This is a genomic window from Pseudomonas sp. TWRC1-2, from assembly GCF_049896685.1.
In the GTDB taxonomy this organism is placed as follows: domain Bacteria; phylum Pseudomonadota; class Gammaproteobacteria; order Pseudomonadales; family Pseudomonadaceae; genus Aquipseudomonas.
In genome coordinates, this window is record NZ_JAFCUU010000005.1 from 121333 (window position 1) to 140894 (window position 19562).

At 60.8% G+C, this 19562-nt stretch carries 19 protein-coding genes; 9 read left to right on the forward strand and 10 right to left on the reverse strand.

The window, feature by feature from the left end; genetic code table 11:
- Positions 1-134 precede the first annotated feature (134 nt).
- Both ACP7B3_RS15960 and ACP7B3_RS15965 read left to right on the forward strand, forming a co-directional pair.
- Positions 135-506 carry a hypothetical protein gene (locus ACP7B3_RS15960; RefSeq protein ID WP_106577655.1) on the forward strand — a complete coding sequence of 124 codons (372 nt, stop codon included), beginning with the start codon at positions 135-137 and terminating at the stop codon, positions 504-506.
- Between the two features lie 151 nt (positions 507-657).
- The gene (locus ACP7B3_RS15965) at positions 658-1290 is read left to right on the forward strand and encodes a TetR family transcriptional regulator (protein ID WP_145160221.1); all 633 of its coding nucleotides are present in this window, start codon (positions 658-660) and stop codon (positions 1288-1290) included.
- A gap of 5 nt (positions 1291-1295) precedes the next feature.
- On the opposite strand, the gene ACP7B3_RS15970 is transcribed toward ACP7B3_RS15965, so the two are convergent.
- The gene (locus ACP7B3_RS15970; protein WP_426179615.1) at positions 1296-1766 is read right to left on the reverse strand and encodes a C40 family peptidase; all 471 of its coding nucleotides are present in this window, start codon (positions 1764-1766) and stop codon (positions 1296-1298) included.
- A gap of 339 nt (positions 1767-2105) precedes the next feature.
- Between ACP7B3_RS15970 and ureE the strand changes: the two genes are divergently transcribed.
- From ureE to ACP7B3_RS15995, 5 genes are all read left to right on the forward strand, one after another.
- Positions 2106-2606, forward strand: coding sequence for an urease accessory protein UreE (gene ureE, locus ACP7B3_RS15975; protein ID WP_145160215.1), 501 nt, complete (start codon positions 2106-2108; stop codon positions 2604-2606).
- Positions 2603-3277 (forward strand): urease accessory protein UreF, encoded by a 675-nt coding sequence (locus ACP7B3_RS15980; protein ID WP_426179617.1) that lies wholly within the window; start codon positions 2603-2605, stop codon positions 3275-3277. Before ureE ends, ACP7B3_RS15980 begins: the two co-directional genes overlap by 4 nt.
- Before the next feature lie 26 nt (positions 3278-3303).
- Positions 3304-3918 (forward strand): urease accessory protein UreG, encoded by a 615-nt coding sequence (gene ureG / locus ACP7B3_RS15985; protein ID WP_017849719.1) that lies wholly within the window; start codon positions 3304-3306, stop codon positions 3916-3918.
- A gap of 25 nt (positions 3919-3943) precedes the next feature.
- Complete coding sequence (locus tag ACP7B3_RS15990) at positions 3944-4516, forward strand: HupE/UreJ family protein (RefSeq protein ID WP_119737876.1); 573 nt, start codon at positions 3944-3946, stop codon at positions 4514-4516.
- A 181-nt stretch (positions 4517-4697) separates the two neighbouring features.
- On the forward strand, positions 4698-5819 hold the full coding sequence (locus ACP7B3_RS15995; protein ID WP_426179619.1) for an AGE family epimerase/isomerase: 1122 nt from the start codon (positions 4698-4700) through the stop codon (positions 5817-5819).
- A gap of 120 nt (positions 5820-5939) precedes the next feature.
- Here ACP7B3_RS15995 and ACP7B3_RS16000 read toward each other — a convergent pair whose 3' ends face one another.
- The 9 genes from ACP7B3_RS16000 to ACP7B3_RS16040 form a co-directional block, all read right to left on the reverse strand.
- The gene (locus tag ACP7B3_RS16000; protein WP_369301552.1) at positions 5940-6845 is read right to left on the reverse strand and encodes a cation diffusion facilitator family transporter; all 906 of its coding nucleotides are present in this window, start codon (positions 6843-6845) and stop codon (positions 5940-5942) included.
- A 198-nt stretch (positions 6846-7043) separates the two neighbouring features.
- Positions 7044-7808: an SDR family oxidoreductase gene (locus ACP7B3_RS16005; protein WP_064450434.1), complete on the reverse strand. Its 765-nt coding sequence runs from the start codon at positions 7806-7808 to the stop codon at positions 7044-7046.
- Positions 7809-8632: 824 nt separating this feature from the next.
- Positions 8633-9349: an ABC transporter ATP-binding protein gene (locus tag ACP7B3_RS16010; protein WP_145160205.1), complete on the reverse strand. Its 717-nt coding sequence runs from the start codon at positions 9347-9349 to the stop codon at positions 8633-8635.
- Positions 9346-10221: an ABC transporter ATP-binding protein gene (locus ACP7B3_RS16015; RefSeq protein WP_145160203.1), complete on the reverse strand. Its 876-nt coding sequence runs from the start codon at positions 10219-10221 to the stop codon at positions 9346-9348. The genes ACP7B3_RS16010 and ACP7B3_RS16015 overlap by 4 nt, the downstream gene beginning before the upstream one ends.
- Positions 10218-11495 carry a high-affinity branched-chain amino acid ABC transporter permease LivM gene (livM, locus tag ACP7B3_RS16020; protein ID WP_145160201.1) on the reverse strand — a complete coding sequence of 426 codons (1278 nt, stop codon included), beginning with the start codon at positions 11493-11495 and terminating at the stop codon, positions 10218-10220. Before livM ends, ACP7B3_RS16015 begins: the two co-directional genes overlap by 4 nt.
- 2 nt (positions 11496-11497) lie before the next feature.
- A complete protein-coding gene (locus ACP7B3_RS16025; protein ID WP_053254074.1) occupies positions 11498-12412 on the reverse strand; it encodes an ABC transporter permease subunit in 915 nt (304 codons plus the stop codon).
- Between the two features lie 209 nt (positions 12413-12621).
- Entirely contained in the window at positions 12622-13758 is a 1137-nt protein-coding gene (locus ACP7B3_RS16030) for a branched-chain amino acid ABC transporter substrate-binding protein (protein WP_145160199.1), read from the reverse strand.
- A gap of 386 nt (positions 13759-14144) precedes the next feature.
- On the reverse strand, positions 14145-15428 hold the full coding sequence (locus ACP7B3_RS16035; RefSeq protein WP_416364502.1) for an L-pipecolate oxidase: 1284 nt from the start codon (positions 15426-15428) through the stop codon (positions 14145-14147).
- A 172-nt stretch (positions 15429-15600) separates the two neighbouring features.
- A complete protein-coding gene (locus ACP7B3_RS16040; RefSeq protein ID WP_119737889.1) occupies positions 15601-17091 on the reverse strand; it encodes an L-piperidine-6-carboxylate dehydrogenase in 1491 nt (496 codons plus the stop codon).
- Positions 17092-17244: 153 nt separating this feature from the next.
- Here ACP7B3_RS16040 and ACP7B3_RS16045 point away from each other — a divergent pair, with 153 nt between their 5' ends.
- Positions 17245-18132 carry a LysR family transcriptional regulator gene (locus ACP7B3_RS16045; RefSeq protein ID WP_242198992.1) on the forward strand — a complete coding sequence of 296 codons (888 nt, stop codon included), beginning with the start codon at positions 17245-17247 and terminating at the stop codon, positions 18130-18132.
- Between the two features lie 214 nt (positions 18133-18346).
- Positions 18347-19561 (forward strand): nicotinate phosphoribosyltransferase, encoded by a 1215-nt coding sequence (gene pncB, locus ACP7B3_RS16050; RefSeq protein WP_065900159.1) that lies wholly within the window; start codon positions 18347-18349, stop codon positions 19559-19561.
- Position 19562: the final 1 nt, after the last annotated feature.

Below are 19562 nucleotides of genomic sequence, written 5' to 3' on the forward strand. Positions count from 1 at the left end.
GCGTTCTAGAGCCTCTGATGGGAACAATCAATTCTGTTGATTATTACCATTGTGTTTATGAACTTTTATATCGACTTATCGAGAGTAGCATTAGCCCTGTACCCACTTTATCGCCCTCCCAAGGAGCAACCCTCATGAAACGTCAAATACTCGCTACCGTTCTGCTGTCTGTCCTGGCTTCCAGCGCCTTTGCCCTGCCAGCCACTGAACAAGCCACCCCACAGAACAAAGCTCAAGCCGTTCAATCCAGCCAAACCCTGGCTCGCAGCGGTTCGCAAGAAGACGAAAACCGTGACTACGCCAAAGGCGCCGTTGCAGAAAATGGTTCGGAACACGCCAACAAACGTGCTTACACCGAAGGCGTTGCTGAAGGTGGCCGTGATCGCCTGGAACAGAAAGGTCTGGTAGAAGGCGGTGCTGAACAAGCCAACAAACGCGCCTACACCGATGGCGTTGCCGAAGGCGGTGCTGATCGTCTGCAAGAACTGCATCAAGCACAGAGCTAAGCCCGTGGTGGCCGAGAAAAAAGCCCGATCAGCCGATCGGGCTTTTGCTTTTTTATAGACTGCCTCACACCTCACTCCCGCCAAGTTCGACGCCGACGAAGCTGTTTTGCTAGAGTGCGTCGCTGTACTTGCCGACAAAGTCCGCCCGCCGATGCTGCCCCGCGCTGAACAGAAGCAACAGACCCGCCTCGCCTTGATGGACGCAGCCCGCCATCTGATGGAGTGTGGCCGCGGGTTCGGCAGCCTGAGCCTGCGCGAAGTGGCCAAGACCGCCGGCATTGTGCCAACCGGCTTCTATCGCCATTTTGACGACATGGATCAGCTGGGCCTGGTGCTGGTAAGTGAAGTCGGCCAAACCTTCCGCGCCACGATTCGCCTGGTACGTCACAACGAGTTCGTGATGGGCGGCATCATTGATGCGTCCGTGCGGATTTTTCTGGATGTGGTGTCGGCCAACCGATCGCAATTTCTGTTCCTGGCCCGCGAGCAATACGGGGGCTGCCTGGCCGTGCGCCAAGCCATCGCCGCCTTGCGCGAAGACATCACCAGTGACCTGGCGGCTGACCTCACGCTGATGCCCAAGCTCCAGCACCTGGATGCCGAAGGCCTGCACGTGATGGCCGACCTGATCGTCAAAAGTGTATTCGCCACCCTGCCCGACATCATCGACCCGCCGGCCCATGCCCTGCCCGCCCACCTCACGCCCCAGGCGAAAATCACCCAGCAATTGCGCTTTATCTTCATCGGCCTCAAGCATTGGCAAGGCCTGGGCAGCACCGAGTAAGCCGATCAGCCCGCCGCGTGAAAGCGTTTGGCGGTGGTGTAGTGCTTTTTCCAATAGCGGCTGCTCAACGAATCAATGCGCACGCGTTTGCCGGTGCTGGGCGAATGGATAAATTTGCCTTTGCCCACATACAGGCCGACATGGCTGACCTGCCCGCTGCCATTGCCCTTGAAAAACACCGCATCGCCCGGCTTGAGCGCGGCTCTCTGAACCGTCGCGGCGCTTGATCGGTGCATCTGCGTTGTCGTGCGCGGCAGGCGGATATTGGCTTGGGTCTTGAACAAATAGACCAGCAAGCCGCTGCAATCGAACCCCTGGCCGACGCTGGTGCCGCTGCCGTTATAGGGTGTACCGAGCAACGCATGGGCGCGGTCAATAACACGCGTGATCGACGCGTCAGGCTGGGCATTGGCCGCAACCGTGTCTGCGGCGGACCACAGACCGAGAATGACCAGACACGTGAAGCCTTTGAACATGATCGACGCCGCGGTGAATTAAGGACGGCGGATATCCTAATGAAATAGCGCCGAGCTTCTTGAACGCCCTATCCGGCGTTCATGTAGGTCAATTCCTGGAAAATTCCAGCGCGAATCAGATGAAAGAAATTTCATGCGGCGCGCTGCGGATCTCAACGCAAAACGCCCACATCCGGTGCTATAAATCCTGTCACGCACCAATAAGAAGCACTGCCAGAATCGACTGACGCCCTATTCGGTGGCACGCCGGTGCTTGCCTACAAGGATTTCCCACGCGCGTGCGTGATTGGCAAGCACCTTGCTCTAGCACTCTTATCGCTCATAGCTGGAAGCCTCCTGATGCTGGTGATCCACCGCCGAATCGCACCTCAACCTCTCTGGGCCGCTGAGCTGCTGCTGAATTTCGAAGCACGCAGCAAAAGCCGGCTGCGCTGTTTCAGTGCCGACGGCGAAGACGTCGGCCTGTTTCTGGAGCGCGGTCAGCCGCCGTTGCATGATGGTGAGTGCCTACAGGCTGAAGACGGACGCGTCGTACGCGTCGTCGCGCGCCCTGAACAACTGCTGCACGTCACCTGCAGCAGTGCGTTTGAATTGACCCGCGCCGCTTACCACCTCGGCAACCGCCACGTCGCCCTGCAAGTCGGTGACGGCTGGCTACGCCTGCTGGATGACTACGTGCTCAAGGCCATGCTCGAACAACTCGGCGCGCAGACAGAAACCCTCGAAGCGCCGTTCCAGCCGGAACACGGTGCCTACGGCGGCGGCCATCACCATTCGCGCCATGGCGACGAAGACTTCAACTACCCGCCCAAGCTGCACCAGTTCGGCGTACGTCCATGAACCCAGCCTGGGCGCTGTTGCGTCTGGCCAGTCCGCAATTGCCGATTGGTGGCTACAGCTATTCCCAGGGCCTGGAAATGGCCGTGGAAAATGGCCGCGTCAATGATGCCGCCAGTGCCCGGCGGTGGATCAGCGACCAGTTGCTGCTCAACCTGGCGCGCTTCGAAGCGCCCTTGCTGCTCGCCCATTGCCGCGCGGCGGCGGACCAGGACTGGCCGCGCCTGACACAGTTGTGCGAAGAACACCGCGCCAGCCGCGAAACCCGCGAGCTGTACCAGGAGAGCCGGCAAATGGGCTACTCCCTGCAGCAACTGCTCAATGGTTTGCCGGAACTGGACGCCGCCGCACGCGCATTTGTAGAAAACTGCGCCGAACCGCACCTGGCCCTGGGCTGGGCGTTGGCGGCCCGCGCGTGGCAGATCAGCCCTGACGACGCCCTCGCCGCCTGGCTGTGGAGCTGGCTGGAAAACCAGCTCGCCGTGCTGATGAAAACGTTGCCGTTGGGCCAGCAAGCCGCCCAGCGCCTGACCAGTGAGCTGCTGCCGTTGCTGCAGCAGGCCCAACAGGACGCCGGCCGCCTGGACTTCAACTCTTTTGGCAGCGCCGCGTTCGGCCTGTCTCTGGCGTGCATGGCCCACGAGCGCCAGTACAGCCGCCTGTTCCGTTCCTAAGCCCTTTTACTTCTGTGGAGAAGCACATGAACACACAACCCTTGCGTGTCGGCATCGGCGGCCCGGTGGGCTCCGGCAAGACGGCCCTGACCCTTGCGCTGTGCCTGGCGCTGCGTGATCGCTACAACCTGGCCGTGGTGACCAACGACATCTACACCCGCGAAGACGCCGACTTTCTGGTGCGCAACCAGGCCCTGGCGCCGGAGCGCATCATCGGCGTGGAAACCGGCGGCTGCCCGCACACGGCGATTCGTGAAGACGCCTCGATCAACCTCGAAGCGGTGGACCAGCTCAACCGCCGCTTCCCCGGCCTGGACCTGATTCTGGTGGAGTCCGGCGGCGACAACCTGTCGGCGACCTTCAGCCCTGAACTGTCAGACCTGACCATCTACGTGATCGATGTGTCGGCAGGCGACAAGCTGCCACGCAAGGGCGGGCCCGGTATTTGCAAATCCGACCTGCTGGTGATCAACAAGATCGACCTGGCCCCGCTGGTCGGCGCCTCGCTGGAATTGATGAACAGTGACACTCAGCGTATGCGCAACGGTAAGCCCTTTGTGTTCAGCAACCAGAAAACCGGCGTCGGCCTGGATGAAATCGTCGCCTTTATCGAACGTCAGGGCTTGCTGACCGCAGCCTGATACCACCCTGAAAAGGAGCCTGTTCATGGGTCTCAACAAACTTCTCGCCACCGCAGCCTTGCTGCTCACCCCGGCCCTCGCCTTCGCTCACCCCGGGCATGGCGATAACGGGCTGGTCGCCGGCATCAGCCACCCACTGGGCGGCATCGATCACTTACTGGCCATGGTCGCCGTCGGCCTCTGGGCGGCGCAGCAAAAAGGCAACGCACGCTGGGCGCTGCCTTGCGCCTTCGTTGGCACCATGCTGATTGGCGGCCTGTTGGGCTTTGAAGGCCTGGAGCTGCCGGCGCTGGAAAGCGGGATCGCGGCTTCGGTGCTGGCGCTGGGCCTGGCCGTGGCGCTGGCGGTGCGGCCGCCACTGTTCGTCGCGGTGGCTGCAACGGCGTTGTTTGCCCTGTTCCATGGCGTGGCGCACGGCTTGGAGCTGCCGGACATGTCCAGCCCTTGGGCGTATGCCGCCGGTTTTGTCGGCGCGACGGCGGTGTTGCACGCGGCCGGGTACGCGGTGGTGCGTTTCCTGCCGGCGGCGGCTGCGCCATTGGTGCGGGTGGCCGGGGCGGCTTCGGCGGCAACGGGGGTCTGGTTGCTGGCGGGCTGATTTGCGGCGCTGCTGAAGGCCTCTTCGCGAGCAAGCCCGCTCCCACATTCGACCGCATTCCAACGCCAGGACGCGGTTAAATGTGGGAGCGGGCTTGCCCGCGATTGCGGTGGCACAGACACCACGCAACTCAAGCCTGCTACCATGCGCGCCTACACCCCTGCCGTGACGACGCCAGCCGATGCCCACCGCTCCAAGTTCCGCCTCCCAGCCTTCGTTGAATGCCGTGCTCACGCACTTCCATGACCTGATCGTGCCGCTGTGGCAGGGCCCGGGCTGGAATGCCGAGCTGGCGTTGCCCTATGAGGCGCTGGACGCCAATCACCAGCCTTTGCCCCCGCAACGCTACCGGGCCATGGCCTGCGCGCGGCAGCTGTACCTGTTCGCCAGCCTGATCGGCGAGCCGCGGGCGGCGTTTGCCGAAGAGCGCGCGGCGGCGCTGTTTCGCTCCCTGCAACGGCACTTTCACGACGCCGAGCACGGCGGCTGGTTCTACAGCATCGACGCGCACGGCAAGCCGCTGGATAAGCGCAAAGACCTCTACACCCACGCCTTCATCATCTTTGCCTGTGCCCACTACTGGGCCAAAGTGCGTGAGCCGTTGGTGGAATCGGTGCTCAATGCGGCGCTGGCCGTGGTCGCCCAACGTTTCGCCACAGGCGACGGCCTGTACGAAGCGGTATTGGAACGCAACTGGTCATCCCTCAAGTCCGGCCCACTGCAAAACCCGCTGATGCACTTGGCCGAAGGCTTTCTCGCCACCCTGGCCGTGCGTGAAGACGCCGTCACGCAAGACGCACTGCTGGACCTTGCCACGGCCATGCAGAAGCGCTTCATCGACCGCGAGCACGGCGTAATGATGGAGAAACCGCTGGGTGCTGTGGATAACTGGTTTGAGCCCGGCCATCAGTTCGAGTGGTTCTATTTGCTGGCGTCTTCAGACGTGCTTCGCGGCACCGCGCTGCATGCCTCGTTGACGCGGGCGTTTGCCTACGCCGAGCTCAAGGGTGTGGATAAATCGAGCGGCGCGGTCAGCGGCATGCTCGCCCTGGACGGCACCGTGCGCGATGGCACTCAACGGATCTGGGCCCAGGCTGAATACCTGCGCGCGCTGACCTTGCGGCCCGCCAGCGAGGCAGTGCTGCAACGCCAATTGCTAGCGCTGCAACAGCACTTTTTGCATGACAAGGGCTGGCATGAATGCCTGGATGCCCAGGGCGTTGTGAGCCGACGGGACATGCCGTCGACCACGCCGTATCACTTGGCGACCTGCTATCAGGGTTTGATCCAGTATCTAGGCTGACTTTCAGGGCCTCTTCGCGAGCAAGCCCTCTCCCACATTCGGCCGCATTCCAAGGGTTGGCCGCGGTCAAATGTGGGAGCGGGCTTGCTCGCGAATGCCTCACCTCGGTCTATCTGCCTGTTAGGCAATCCACTTGCGATCCCCGGTAAAACTGATCGTCAGCCAGCGCGCCGCATCCGGCGTGCCCAGCGCTGTGGATATCTCTTCGCGCAGCGCGTCGAGGGTCGCGACGTTGCCCACCGGGTAATCCGCCGGCAGCACCACATGAATCTCGATAAACCGCGCCCGCCCGTGCTTTTGCACGTAGGACTCATAGTCATCGAAACCATGCTTGGCTTGCGCCGCCTCCATCACTTCGCGCACCTTGTCGTCCAAGTGATCGGGCGCAATCCCCAGCACTTCGCGCAAGGCCGGACGCAGGATCTTGAACGCCGGCGCCAGCATACTCAGGGCCAACAGGATCAAGATCAGCGGGTCGACATACACCGCCCACTCGTCATACCCCTGAGACTTGAGCAACAGCGCGGCGAGAAAGCTGATCAGCAAACCCACCGAGAGCATCGCGTCCACCAGCCAACTGATGTTGTCGAACTGGATCAGCGAAGATTTCAGCTTGCGATTGCGGTAGCGCACGTAGAAGAAGTAAGCGAATTCGACGACGGTAAACACCGCCGCATAAACGATCACCAGCCCCAACTCGATCTCGCGCCCGCCATTGATAATGCCGAACACGCCGTTGAGAAACGCGTAGATGGCGATCAGCAGCAAAAAACTGCCTTCGATCAGCAATACCATCGGCTCCAGGTGCCAATAGCCGAACTGGAAACGCTCGTTGCTTTTCTTGGCGATCAGCTTGGCCGTGATCAGCATCAACACCTTGATGGCGGTGGCGATCAGCGAGAAAAAGCCGTCGAACAGAATGGATTGGGCGCCAGATATCACACCCGTGACAATCCCGGCGATCGCTACCGCGAACATCAGGATGGTCGATTGTTTGAGCAGTGCCTGCTCACCTCGGTTACTCACATTTCCTCCCGTCAAAACCTTTAAACCGCACAGTGCGGAGGGGTTTTCAGGGGTGGAGTGTACCTTATGTCGTGTTTTGGCCGATTTGACGCCATCGGGGGGCAAGCCCCCTCCCACACTCAACCGAGTTTCAACTTTGAAATGCGGTCAAATGTGGGAGGGGGCTTGCCCCCGATGGCAGCGACTCGGTCTTAAGCCTTACTTGGCCCCACGCTCAATCGCAAACCCAGCCCAGGTCTGGCTCACCGGCATCAGCTCCAACCGGTTGATATTCACGTGCGCCGGGGTGTTCAGCACCCAGAAGATGGTGTCGGCAATGTCCTGCGGCTGGATCGGCTCAGCACCGGCGTAGGTCGCGTCGTAACGCGCCTGGTCGCCGCCAAAGCGCACCAGCGAGAATTCACTCTCGCACAGGCCTGGTTCGATGTTGGTCACGCGCACGCCGGTGCCTTGCAGGTCGCAACGCAGGTTCAGCGAGAACTGCTTCACGAACGCCTTGGAGCCGCCATACACGTGGCTGCCCGGGTACGGGTAGCTGCCGGCGATGGAGCCCAGGTTGATGATCCCGGCGCCTCGGCCGTGAGCGATCAGGCGCGGCAGCAGCAGGCTGGTGGTGGTCAGCAGGCCTTTGATGTTGGTGTCGACCATGGTTTCCCAATCGTCGAGGCTGCACTTGGGCGCAGGGTCAGTGCCCACGGCCAGGCCGGCGTTGTTGATCAGCCCGCGCAGCTTGGCGAACGAAGGCGGCAGGTTGGCGATGGCGTCTTCCATGCCCTTGCGGTCACGTACGTCCACCACCAGCCCGTGCACTTCGGTCTGCTTGGAAAGCTCTTCGACCAGTGCATTCAAACGGTCGGCACGACGGCCGGTGAGCACCAGTTTCCAACCGGCGTCGGCAAAACGGCGGGCGCAGGCTTCGCCGAAACCTGAGGTTGCGCCAGTAATAAACAGCGTGTCGGACATGGTGTTCTCCTTGCGGGCATCTGGGAAAAAAGTTGCCAGCAGAATGCCCTTACGCCGCGATTGCGGCAACCGCTGTGCACACACCTTCATGTACAGCTGGTCAATTTTTAACCATAGCGAGCGAGGCCTTATAAACCGTGGTCTGCAGCCATATGCGCGCAGGTTATCCACAACTGCGCCCACAGTCTTTGGGGGCAAGTGCAAAAAGCCAAAAGCCGCTGTGTACAAGGCCTGCAGGCAGTTTTAGAAAGTTTTTTGCTTGACCTTGGACGGGCCGTATGTAGGCCCGGTTGACAGATGCAAACTCGAACGATGGCTCCAGGCCAGTCATTCCGGCCTCTGCGGCCGTCTTTCCAGAGTTTAGTCACAGACTTATCCACAGGCCCAGGCAACATAAATCGGTCATATACCTGTGTCTTTAAACAGGTTGACAAAGCGCTCGACAGGGCCCGAAAAAACCGCTGATCAATAAACAACCACCGCGCTGCAAGCCACGGTTTTAAAGGCGTTCAGCCAGCTACTCCCACGTTACCCACAGCCGGTTCCACAGCGGATGGGGACAAGTCAAAACTGTGACAAAACAGGGATTTGCGGCGGCTATATGTCGCGCTTTGGAAGGTGGCTGGATTTGTTTTCCACAATTTGGCGGGAAGCCTGTGAACACCCCAAAAACAAATGTGGGAACCGCCTTTATGTAGGAGCCAGGATTGCCCGCGATAGCGTCACCTCGGTTTGCCTGACAGACCGAGGTGTTCGCATCGCAGGCAAGCCAGCTCCCACATTAAAGCCGGTTCCCACATGGGTTATTGCATCAAGCCTTCAGATCAGTGCCCGCCGAGGTAGGCGTTGCGCACTTCCTCGTTCACCAGCAACTCCTTGCCGGTGCCGGTCAGGCGAATCTCGCCGTTGACCATCACATACGCCCGGTCCGACAAGCGCAGCGCATGGTTGGCGTTCTGCTCCACCAGGAAGATGGTCATCCCGGTCGCCGCCAGCTCACGCAAGGTCGCGAAGATCTGCTTCACCACAATCGGCGCCAGGCCCAGGCTCGGTTCGTCCAGCAGCAACAGCTTGGGCCGGCTCATCAGCGCGCGGGCGATGGCGAGCATTTGCTGCTCGCCGCCGGACATGGTCATGGCGCGCTGGGTACGGCGCTCCTTGAGCCGCGGGAACAACTCGAACATGCGCTGCATGTCTTCCTGCGCGTATTTGTCGCCAATCGGGATCGTGCCCATCAGCAGGTTTTCCTCGACGGTCATGTCGGGGAACACCCGCCGCCCTTCCGGCGACTGCGCAATGCCGTTGGAGGCGATGTAGTGGGACGACTTGTGGGTAATGTCGACGCCGTTGTAGAGGATCTGCCCGGACTCCGCACGTGGTTGGCCGAAAATCGACATCAGCAGCGTGGATTTACCCGCGCCGTTGGAGCCGATCAGGCTGACGGTTTCGCCTTCGTTGATGTGCAGCGAGACTTTTTTCAGGGCCTGGATCGGGCCGTAAAACACGTCCAGCTCCTTCATTTCGAGGATAGGTGCACTCATACCAGCTCCTCTTCGTCGGCGCCCAGGTAGGCGGCAATCACTTTCGGGTCGTTGCGGATCGCGTCCGGGCCGCCTTCGGCGATCACGTTGCCGTGGTCGAGCACCACAATGTGGTCGGAAATACTCATCACCATGCCCATGTCGTGTTCGATCAGCACCACCGTGAGGTCGTGTTCGTCGCGCAGCAGGCGAATCATCGCGCTGAGCGCTTCGGTTTCCTGCGGGTTAAGGCCGGCTGCCGGTTCGTCCAGGCAGATAATCTGCGGCCGGGTGCACATGGCACGGGCTATTTCCAGGCGGCGCTGCTGGCCGTAGGAAAGCTCGCCGGCCAGGCGGTTGGCGCAGTCCACCAGGTCGACCACTTCCAGCCAGTAGAAAGCGTGGTCGAGCGCATCGCTTTCGGCCTTGCGGTAGCCCTTGGTGTTGAGGATGCCGGCGAGCATGTTGCGGTTGACCCACATGTGCTGGGCCACCAGCAGGTTCTCCAGCACCGACATTTCCTTGAACAGGCGAATGTTCTGGAAGGTGCGCGCCAGCCCGGCACGGTTGACCAGGTGAGTGCCGCCAAACATCTTGTAGTAAACACGGCTGAAAAAGCTTTTCGGCGACACAAAGTCGGTGACCTTGAAGCGCTCGCCCAACAACTGGATCACGTTGGTCTGCTTGCCGCGGATGTTGAGTTGGATCTTGCCGCCGCTGGCCTTGTAGAAACCGGTCAGGCAGTTGAACACCGTGGTCTTGCCGGCGCCGTTGGGGCCGATCAGGGCGAAGATCGAGTTGCGTTCGACCTTGAGGCTCACATCGCTCAAGGCCTTGATGCCACCGAAGTGCATCATCAAATGTTCCACGGACAGGACGACTTCCTTGCTCATGGCGCCACTCCTTTACGTGGGGTCACACCGGTACGGCTGATGCGAATCAGGCCGCGCGGCCGCCAGATCATCATCACCACCATCAACACGCCAAACAGCAGCACGCGGTACTCCGAGAAGCTGCGCAGCAATTCGGGCGCGACGGTCAATACGAACGCCGCAATCACCACGCCGACCGTCGAGCCCATGCCGCCCAACACCACGATGGCCAGGATCAGTGCCGACTCGAAGAAGGTGAACGACGACGGGTTGACGAAGCCCTGGTAGCTGGCGAAAAACACCCCGGCCAGACCGGCCGTGGACGCGCCGATGGTGAACGCCGAGAGCTTGACCAGCACGTGGTTCAGGCCCATGGAGCGGCAGGCGATTTCATCTTCGCGCAAGGCTTCCCAGGCGCGGCCGACCGGCATGCGAGTCAGGCGATGCTTGATGTACAGCACGGCCAGCACCACCAGGAACAGCACGATGTAGATGAACATGAACTTGATGTTGGGGTTGTAATCGATGCCGAAGAACTCATGGAACGGTATCCCACCGTCCTTCGCCTTGCGCCCGAACTCAAGGCCCAGGAAGGTCGGCGAAGGCACCGGCATGCCGTTCGGGCCGCCAGTGAACGACAACCAGTTATTGAGCACCAGACGAATGATTTCACCGAAGCCCAAGGTCACGATGGCCAAGTAGTCACCGTGCATTCGCAGCACCGGGAACCCGAGTATGCACCCCGCCAGCGCCGCACAGATGGCCGCCAAGGGCAGCACCGTCCAGAAGCCGAGGCCCAGGTATTGATAACCCAGCGCCAGGCCGTAGGCACCGATGGCGTAGAACGCCACGTAACCCAGGTCGAGCAGACCGGCCAGGCCCACCACGATGTTCAGGCCCAGGCCGAGCAACACATAGATCAACCCGAGGATAACCACGGTCAGTAGGTACTTGTTGGCGAAGATCGGGAACACGATGGCGATCACGATCAGCGCCGGGATGATCCAGCGCAGCCGCGACTTGTAGTCCGGCGGCAGCACGTGCACGCCAGAACCACTGCTCTCGAAACCCTGCAGAATCTTCAGGCCCTTGGGGGTTTGCAGGAACAGGCTGAGGGCAAAACGCCCGGCCATCACAATGGCAACCAATACGGCCACGCGCGCCGGTTGCAGGTTGAAGCTGTAGCCGTCGAGGACCACGCCGACGATCGGACCGAACACGATCAACGAAATCAGCCCGGCGAGGACCGTATCGACCACACTTTTTTTGATATCAATCGATTTGGCAGCAGACATGTTTACACCTTCGCCACGAGCGGACGACCAAGCAGGCCCTGAGGACGGAAAATCAGAATCACCACCAGCAGGGAGAAACTGAACACGTCTTTGTAGTCAGAGTTGATCAACCCCGAGAACAGCGACTCGGAGATGCCCAGGATGATCCCGCCGAGCATGGCCCCAGGCAGGGAGCCGATACCGCCGAGTACCGCTGCGGTAAACGCCTTGATGCCGATGATGAAGCCGGCGTAAAAGTCGAACGTGCCGTAGTTGAGGGTAATCAGCACGCCGGCCAGGGCCGCCATCGCTGCACCAATCACGAATACGTAGGAAATCACCCGGTCGGTGTTGATGCCCAGGATCGAGGCCATCTTGCGGTCTTGCTGAGTCGCGCGGCACATGCGGCCGAGCTTGGTGTATTTGATGATGTAGGTCAGCAGCCCCATGCCCAGAAACGCGGCCACCAGGATGAACACCTTGGTGTAGGTCAGCTGCACGAAACCGCTGCCGATATCGACGCGCCAGGCGCCGGCCAGCAGGGTTGGAATGCCTTGTTGTTTCGCGCCCTGAGCGATCTGCGCATAGTTTTGCAGGATCAGGGAGATGCCGATGGCGCTGATCAGCGGTGCCAGTCGGGTGGAGTTGCGCAGCGGTTTGTAGGCGACACGCTCGATGACCCAACCGTAAACGCCGGTGACGACCACGGTGAATATCAGGGTGCCGAGAATGAGCAGCGGGAAGGATTCGATGCCGAAGTAAGCCAGCAGTGCCAGACTGATCGCCGCGAGGTAAGCGGAAATCATATAAACCTCGCCGTGGGCGAAGTTGATCATGCCAATGATGCCGTAGACCATTGTGTAGCCGATGGCGATCAGGCCATAGACCGACCCGAGGGTCAGGCCATTGACCAGTTGCTGCAGGAAAATACCATCCATAACGCAATCTCACGCGGTGAGAGACTGCACACCCGCCAGTTGCCGGTGTGCGGCTCTTCTTGGAGGAAAAAACAGACGTCCATCACAACACCATTCCCCTGTGGGAGCGGGCTTGCTCGCGAACGCGCTGGGTCAGTACACACACCTGCTACTGACAGACCGCTTTCGCGAGCAAGCCCGCTCCCACATTGGATCTGTGGTGCTCAGCCTTACTTCTGCTTTTCCAGCTGGTGGTATTTGCCGTCTTTATCCCACTGGTAAACCACGTAGTCGGAGATCTTCAGGTCGCCCTTGGCGTCCCAGTTTTTCTCGCCCATCACGGTTTTGACCGGGTGCGATTTCAGCCACTTGGCGGCGTCTTCGCCTTTATTGGACTTGGCGCCGTTGAAACCGGCGGCCAGGGCCTGGATCGAGGCATAGGCGTACAGGGTGTAGCCTTCAGGCTCGGTGCCGTTTTTGCGGAACTCTTCCACGACGGTCTTGCTGTCTGGCAGCAGGCGCGGGTCGGCGCCGAAGGTCATGTAAACGCCGTCTACGTATTGCGCGCCGCCCGCGGTGGCGACCAGTTCGTCGGTCACGATGCCGTCATCGGACATGAACTTGACGTCCTTGAGGCCCGCTTCACGGATCTGGCGCACCAGTGGACCGGCTTCAGGGTGCAGGCCGCCGAAGTACACCACATCAGCACCGGTGGAGCGGATTTTGGTGACCAGGGCGCTGAAGTCTTTCTCGCCACGGGTCAGGCCTTCTTCCAGCACCGGCTTGACGCCACGTTTGGTCAACTGCTGAGCGGTGGCGTCAGCCAGACCTTTGCCGTAGGTGTCTTTGTCGTTGATCACCGCGACTTTCTTGCCCTTGAGCACATCGACAATGTAGTCGCCGGCGACGATGCCTTGCTGGTCGTCACGCCCGCACATACGGAACACCGCGCCCAGGCCACGTTCGGTCACCTGTGGGTTGGTGGAACCCGGGGTGATCATGATGATGCCGGCTTCGTCGTACACCTCGGAGGCCGGAATGGTGTTGGAGGAGCAGAAGTGCCCGACCACGCCGATCACTTTGTCCTGGTCTGCCAGACGGTTGGCGACGGCCACCGCCTGCTTCGGCTCGCAGGCGTCATCGCCGGCCACCAGCTTGAGTTGCTCGCCGTTGATCCCGCCGGCCTTGTTGATCACATCGGCTGCCGCTTGGGCACCCTTCATGTACTGCTCACCGAAAGCTGCGTTGGCGCCCGTCATCGGCCCCGCTACGCCAATCTTCACATCAGCTTGAACAAACGCAGAAACACCCAGCGCCGCTGCAACGGCGAGGGCCAGAAAACCTTTCTTGTAAAACGTCTGGGACATGAGTGGTGCTCCGAGGTTTTTGTTTATTGGCACTACGATTTCACTGCGAACCTTCAACTGAAACTTTCAGGGAAAGCCCAGAGCAAGCCGCGTGCCATTACTTTTTTATTCTTCAAAAAGACACGGTGTCATTGTTATTACAGGCGTTTCGACTCCTTTTGCCAGCACGTGCAACCGTCTAGCACCGAGAGGTGCAACCGACGGAGCAAAAAAGTACAACCCTGGCAGGTCGCACCTGCAACCAGACGGATAAACGACAGTTCCTACGCCTGTAACAATGTGCGTAACGGAACTGCACATTTACAGTGCGTGATTGCTACGACTTGCACCAATACAGATTAGTAGCCGGCTAAGAAAATGCAGGCTTCTGACAGGTATTTCGCTGATCAGATCACGATCCGCAGGCATTGGCCCGCGTGATACAGCGAAAATCCGGCTTCATACAGGCAACTGCGCAAGCCCACCCCGGCCAGCGGTTGCATCGGTGCGAAGGGAATCGGCAAGGCCTGGGCATTCTGGTGACACAAATAGTCGGCAAAGGCCTTGCCCACCACGCTGCCGGTGGTCACGCCGCGCCCGTTATAGCCGGTTACCGCCACCAGGCCCGGCGCGGGTTCGAACAGACGCATCAGATGGTCCGGGGTGAAGGCGATGCAGCCGGTCCAGGTGTATTCCCACTGCACCGATTTGAGGTACGGGAAGTAATGCTGCTGCACCCGATCGGCCCACGCCTTGAGGAACCAGGCGGGTTTCTGATTACCGTTGCCCAGGCTGCCGAGCAACAGCCGGCCGTGCGCATCGCGGCGGATGCTGCTCAACACCTGGCGTGTGTCCCACGAGCCCTGCCCGCCAGGCAGGATCTGTTGGGCAGCGTCGTCCGTCAGCGGCGCCGAGGCGACCTGGTAGTAATAGCCTGGGAAGAAATTGCGCCGCAGCTCAGTCCATTCGCCTTCGGTGTAGGCATTGGAGGCGATCACCACTTGTGCAGCCTGCACCGAGCCCTGCGCGGTTTGCACCGACCAGGTTGCGCCCTGGCGCTCCAGCCGGGTGACCGGGGAATGGTCGAAAAGCTGCCCGCCCAGGCCAACCGCCGCATTCGCCAAACCACTGGTGTAGGCCATCGGGTTCAAGGTGCCCGCACGCCGATCCAGCAGTGCGGCGGCGATCTTTTTGGTGCCGGTGGCGTGTTCGCAGGCTTGCCCGGTCAGCAATTCAACCGGCGCGCCACGGCGCTTCCATTGTGCTTCACGACTGCGTAAATCCGCCTCGCCACGGGCGTTGTGCGCCATGTGCAAGGTGCCCTCGCGGCGCAATTGGCAATCGATGCCGTACTTGTCGATCAGGCTGAACACCAGCGACGGCGCTGCGCCCAACATGCGGTTGAGCTGGCTGCCCACCGCCTCGCCGAAACCGGCTTCGATCTCGTCCGGGGGAATCCACATACCGGCATTCACCAGCCCGACGTTACGCCCCGAACCGCCATGGCCGGTGCGATGGGCCTCCAGCACGGCGACGCTTTTACCTTGCTCCAGCAAATGCACGGCTGCCGACAACCCGGTGATCCCGGCGCCGATCACGCATACATCGACCTTGACCTCGCCCTTGAGCGCGGCCCGGTCCGGGCGGCCAGGGGTAAGGTGTTCCCACAAACATGCTTCGCGTAATGCCATTGCCAGACTCCGATGAGACCTAACAAACCACTTTTCCGAACTGCAAATGAGGTCAAATGTGGGAGCGGGCTTGCTCGCGAAAAGCGGTGTGTCAGTCAACAGATATACAGCTGATCCACCGCGTTCGCGAGCAAGCCCGCTCCCACATTTTTAACCGCGTTTCGACAGGGATTTAGTCGAAGGTAATGCCCTGCGCCAGCGGCAACTCCAGCGAGTAATTCACGGTATTGGTCTGGCGACGCATGTAGCCGCGCCATGCATCCGAACCCGACTCGCGCCCGCCGCCAGTCTCTTTCTCACCGCCAAACGCGCCACCAATCTCCGCACCGCTTGGGCCGATGTTGACGTTGGCAATGCCGCAGTCGCTGCCCACCGCCGACATGAACTGCTCGGCTTCACGCACATCGGTAGTGAAGATGCACGACGACAGCCCTTGCGGCACGGCGTTGTTCAAACGCAGGGCTTCGGCAAAGTCGCTGTAGCCGATCACATACAGAATCGGTGCGAAGGTTTCGGTGCACACCACGTCGCTTTGCTCAGGCATTTCCACAATCGCGGGCGACACGTAGTAGGCATTCGGGAATTTATCTTCCAGCTGACGCTTGCCGCCGAACACCTTGCCGCCTTCGCTCAAGGCTTGCTCCAGGGCGTCCTGCATGTTTTCGAAGCCGTGTTTGTCGATCAGCGGACCGATCAGGTTGCCTTCCAGCGGGTGGCCGATGCGCACCTTGGAATAGGCCGCCTTGAGGCGGGTGACGATTTCTTCTTTGACCGATTCATGCGCGATCAGGCGGCGCAGGCTGGTGCAACGCTGGCCGGCGGTGCCGACGGCGCTGAACAGGATGGCGCGTACGGCCATGTCCAGGTCGGCGCTTGGGCCGAGGATCATTGCGTTGTTGCCGCCCAGTTCGAGAATACTGCGGGCGAAACGCGCGGCGACTTTGGGCGCCACTTCGCGGCCCATGCGGGTGCTGCCGGTGGCGCTGATCAGTGCCACGCGCGGGTCATCGACCAGCGCGGCGCCAGCGTCGCGGCCACCGATGATCACCTGGCTCAGGTACTCGGGCGCATCGGTGAATGTTTTCAGCACACGCTCGAACAGCGCCTGGCACGCCAGCGCGGTGAGCGGGGTCTTTTCCGACGGTTTCCAGATCACGGCGTTGCCGCACACCAGCGCCAGCGTGGTGTTCCACGCCCACACGGCCACCGGGAAGTTGAAGGCGCTGATCACGCCGACCACGCCCAGCGGGTGCCAGGTTTCACGCATGTGGTGGCCCGGGCGCTCGGAGGCGATGGTCAAGCCGTACAACTGGCGGGACAGGCCGACGGCGAAGTCACAGATGTCGATCATTTCCTGCACTTCACCCAGGCCTTCCTGGGTGATCTTGCCGGCTTCCCAGGACACCAGCTCGCCCAGGTCTGCCTTGTATTCGCGCAATACGTCGCCGAACTGGCGCACCAGTTCGCCACGACGCGGTGCCGGCACCTTGCGCCAAGCCTCGAATGCATGCTCGGCGCGACTGACCTGTTGCTCCACCTCGGCGGCGCCTTCCCAGTGCACACTGCCGATACGGCTGCCGTCGATCGGCGAATGCACGGGTTGTTTACCCGACTGGTACAGCGCCGGGTTCACCCCGAGACGATCAAGCAATGCGGCAACCATGGGTCACTCCTTCAATTTCAAACAGAAAATTCGCGCCGCCACAGACACGGCGATCCAGGCCTTATTTGTAGCTGGCCCAAGACTTGCCAACAAACGACGATTAGGCGAGATATCATTCCGTTTATTCATGCAAAGAATAAAAAGAGGCGTGCCGTGCTGAACAAAAGACATTTGCCCTCGATCACCGCCCTGCAGTGTTTCGAAGCCGCCACCCGCCACCTGAGCTTCACCCGCGCCGCCGAGGAACTGAACCTCACGCAAAGCGCGGTGAGCAAACAGGTCGCGCAGTTGGAAGAGTTGCTGCAACACCTGCTGTTTCGCCGGGTGCGCCGCCGCTTGCAGATGACCCCGGCGGGCGATTTGTACTTGGTGGAAGTGCGAAAAATCCTCACACAGGTGGAGATGTCCACCCATTACCTGCGCTCCTACGGCGGCGAGACCGAAGTGCTGCGGGTGTCCACGCCCTACACCTTCGGCGCGCGTTGGCTGGTGCCGCGCCTTAAAGGCTGGCGTTTGCGCCATCCGCACATCCATTTGGACCTGTGCAACGAGCAGGAGCCGGACGAATTGCTGCAAGGCAAGGCCGACATGGCCTTCTACTTCGGCCAGGGCTCACGGCCCGGCACTGAGAGCCTGAAACTGTTCAGCGAAGAACTGGTGCCGGTGTGCGCCCCGGAAAGCCTCCCTGCGCAGCCGTTCACCGACCCCACGCAACTCAGCGACCTGGTGCTGCTGCAGAACGCCTCGCGGCCCCAAGGCTGGCATGACTGGTTCGCCAGCCAGGGTTTCCACACCGAGCACAGCTACCACGGGCCGCGCTTCGACACCTTCTATATGTGCATTCGCGCGGCGCAAGTGGGCTGCGGCGTGGCCTTGCTGCCGCGCTTTCTGGTGGAAGAAGAATTGGCCGAGGGCAAGCTGGTGATTCCCTGGCAGCACGCGTTGCCCAGCCAGGATGCGTATTACCTGGCGTATCCGGAGCATTCGGCGGAGGTGCCCAAGGTGCGCGATTTTGTGAAGTGGATGATGGAACAGGTTTAGAGCTTTTTTGGCTGCACCACCGCCATCGCAGGCAAGCCAGCTCCCACATTTGGAATGCATTTCAAGTGTGGGAGCTGGCTTGCCTGCGATAGGGCCAGTGGCCATTCCGAAAAAATCACTGGCAAAACCCCACGGGTCTATGCGCCACTAGCGCCATTCCTTAATAGTGCGTAAAGGTCGGCGCCCATCGTCGACCCGTCTGGAGATTCCCGTTATGAGCGAGAGTGTGTTTGCCGATCGCATCGTGCAGAACTTGCTCGACACCGACTTCTACAAGCTGACCATGATGCAGGCGGTGCTGCACAACTACCCGAATGTGGAAGTTGAATGGGAGTTCCGTTGCCGCAACAGCGAAGACCTGCGCCCGTACCTGGCGGAAATCCGCTACCAGATCGAGCGCCTCGCCGAGCTGAGCCTGAGCCCGGATCAATTGGGCTTTCTGGAGCGCATCAGCTTCATGAAGCCGGACTTTTTGCGCTTCCTGGGGCTGTTCCGCTTCAACCTGCGCTATGTACAAACCGGCATCGAAAACGGCGAGCTATTCATTCGCCTGCGCGGGCCGTGGCTGCATGTGATCCTGTTTGAAGTGCCGATGCTGGCCATCGTCAGCGAGGTGCGTAACCGCTACCGCTACCAGACCGTGATCCTCGAACAGGCCCGCGAGCAGTTGTACCGCAAATTCGACTGGTTGACCGCCAACGCCAGCAGCGACGAGCTGTCGGAGCTGCAGGTGGCCGACTTCGGCACGCGCCGACGCTTCTCGTACCGGGTACAGGAAGAAGTGGTCAGCGTGCTCAAGCACGACTTCCCAGGCCGCTTCGTCGGCACCAGCAACGTGCACCTGGCCCGCGAATTCGACATGAAGCCGCTCGGCACCATGGCCCACGAATGGATCATGGCCCACCAGCAACTCGGCCCGCGCCTGATCGACAGCCAGATCGCCGCGCTCGACTGCTGGGTCCGCGAATACCGGGGCCTGCTGGGCATCGCGCTGACCGACTGCATCACCACCGATGCCTTCCTCGGCGACTTCGACTTGTACTTCGCCAAGCTGTTCGACGGCTTGCGCCACGACTCCGGTGACCCGGTGCAGTGGGCAGAAAAGGCCATCGCCCATTACCACAAGCTCGGCATCGAGCCGATGAGCAAGACGCTGGTGTTCTCTGACAGCCTATCGCTGCCCAAGGCCCTGGAGATTTTCCGCGCGTTGCGCGGTCGCATTAATGTCAGCTTCGGCATCGGCACCAACCTGACCTGTGACATTCCAGGGGTTGAGCCGATGAGCATCGTGCTTAAAATGACGGCCTGCAATGGCCAGCCCGTCGCGAAAATCTCCGATGAAGCGGGCAAGACCCACTGCACCGATCCGAATTTCGTCGCCTATTTGCGTCACGTTTTCAAAGTACCTGCCCTTTCCAGCAAGGAGTGAA

Bases quoted from the DNA above. Each gene is read 5' to 3' on its own strand.
- ACP7B3_RS15960 (WP_106577655.1), top strand. From the start codon at position 135: ATGAAACGTCAAATACTCGCTACCGTTCTGCTGTCTGTCCTGGCTTCC.
- ACP7B3_RS15965 (WP_145160221.1), top strand. From the start codon at position 658: ATGCTGCCCCGCGCTGAACAGAAGCAACAGACCCGCCTCGCCTTGATG.
- ACP7B3_RS15970 (WP_426179615.1), bottom strand. From the start codon at position 1,766: ATGTTCAAAGGCTTCACGTGTCTGGTCATTCTCGGTCTGTGGTCCGCC.
- ureE (WP_145160215.1), top strand. From the start codon at position 2,106: ATGCTGGTGATCCACCGCCGAATCGCACCTCAACCTCTCTGGGCCGCT.
- ACP7B3_RS15980 (WP_426179617.1), top strand. From the start codon at position 2,603: ATGAACCCAGCCTGGGCGCTGTTGCGTCTGGCCAGTCCGCAATTGCCG.
- ureG (WP_017849719.1), top strand. From the start codon at position 3,304: ATGAACACACAACCCTTGCGTGTCGGCATCGGCGGCCCGGTGGGCTCC.
- ACP7B3_RS15990 (WP_119737876.1), top strand. From the start codon at position 3,944: ATGGGTCTCAACAAACTTCTCGCCACCGCAGCCTTGCTGCTCACCCCG.
- ACP7B3_RS15995 (WP_426179619.1), top strand. From the start codon at position 4,698: ATGCCCACCGCTCCAAGTTCCGCCTCCCAGCCTTCGTTGAATGCCGTG.
- ACP7B3_RS16005 (WP_064450434.1), bottom strand. From the start codon at position 7,808: ATGTCCGACACGCTGTTTATTACTGGCGCAACCTCAGGTTTCGGCGAA.
- ACP7B3_RS16010 (WP_145160205.1), bottom strand. From the start codon at position 9,349: ATGAGTGCACCTATCCTCGAAATGAAGGAGCTGGACGTGTTTTACGGC.
- ACP7B3_RS16015 (WP_145160203.1), bottom strand. From the start codon at position 10,221: ATGAGCAAGGAAGTCGTCCTGTCCGTGGAACATTTGATGATGCACTTC.
- livM (WP_145160201.1), bottom strand. From the start codon at position 11,495: ATGTCTGCTGCCAAATCGATTGATATCAAAAAAAGTGTGGTCGATACG.
- ACP7B3_RS16025 (WP_053254074.1), bottom strand. From the start codon at position 12,412: ATGGATGGTATTTTCCTGCAGCAACTGGTCAATGGCCTGACCCTCGGG.
- ACP7B3_RS16030 (WP_145160199.1), bottom strand. From the start codon at position 13,758: ATGTCCCAGACGTTTTACAAGAAAGGTTTTCTGGCCCTCGCCGTTGCA.
- ACP7B3_RS16035 (WP_416364502.1), bottom strand. From the start codon at position 15,428: ATGGCATTACGCGAAGCATGTTTGTGGGAACACCTTACCCCTGGCCGC.
- ACP7B3_RS16040 (WP_119737889.1), bottom strand. From the start codon at position 17,091: ATGGTTGCCGCATTGCTTGATCGTCTCGGGGTGAACCCGGCGCTGTAC.
- pncB (WP_065900159.1), top strand. From the start codon at position 18,347: ATGAGCGAGAGTGTGTTTGCCGATCGCATCGTGCAGAACTTGCTCGAC.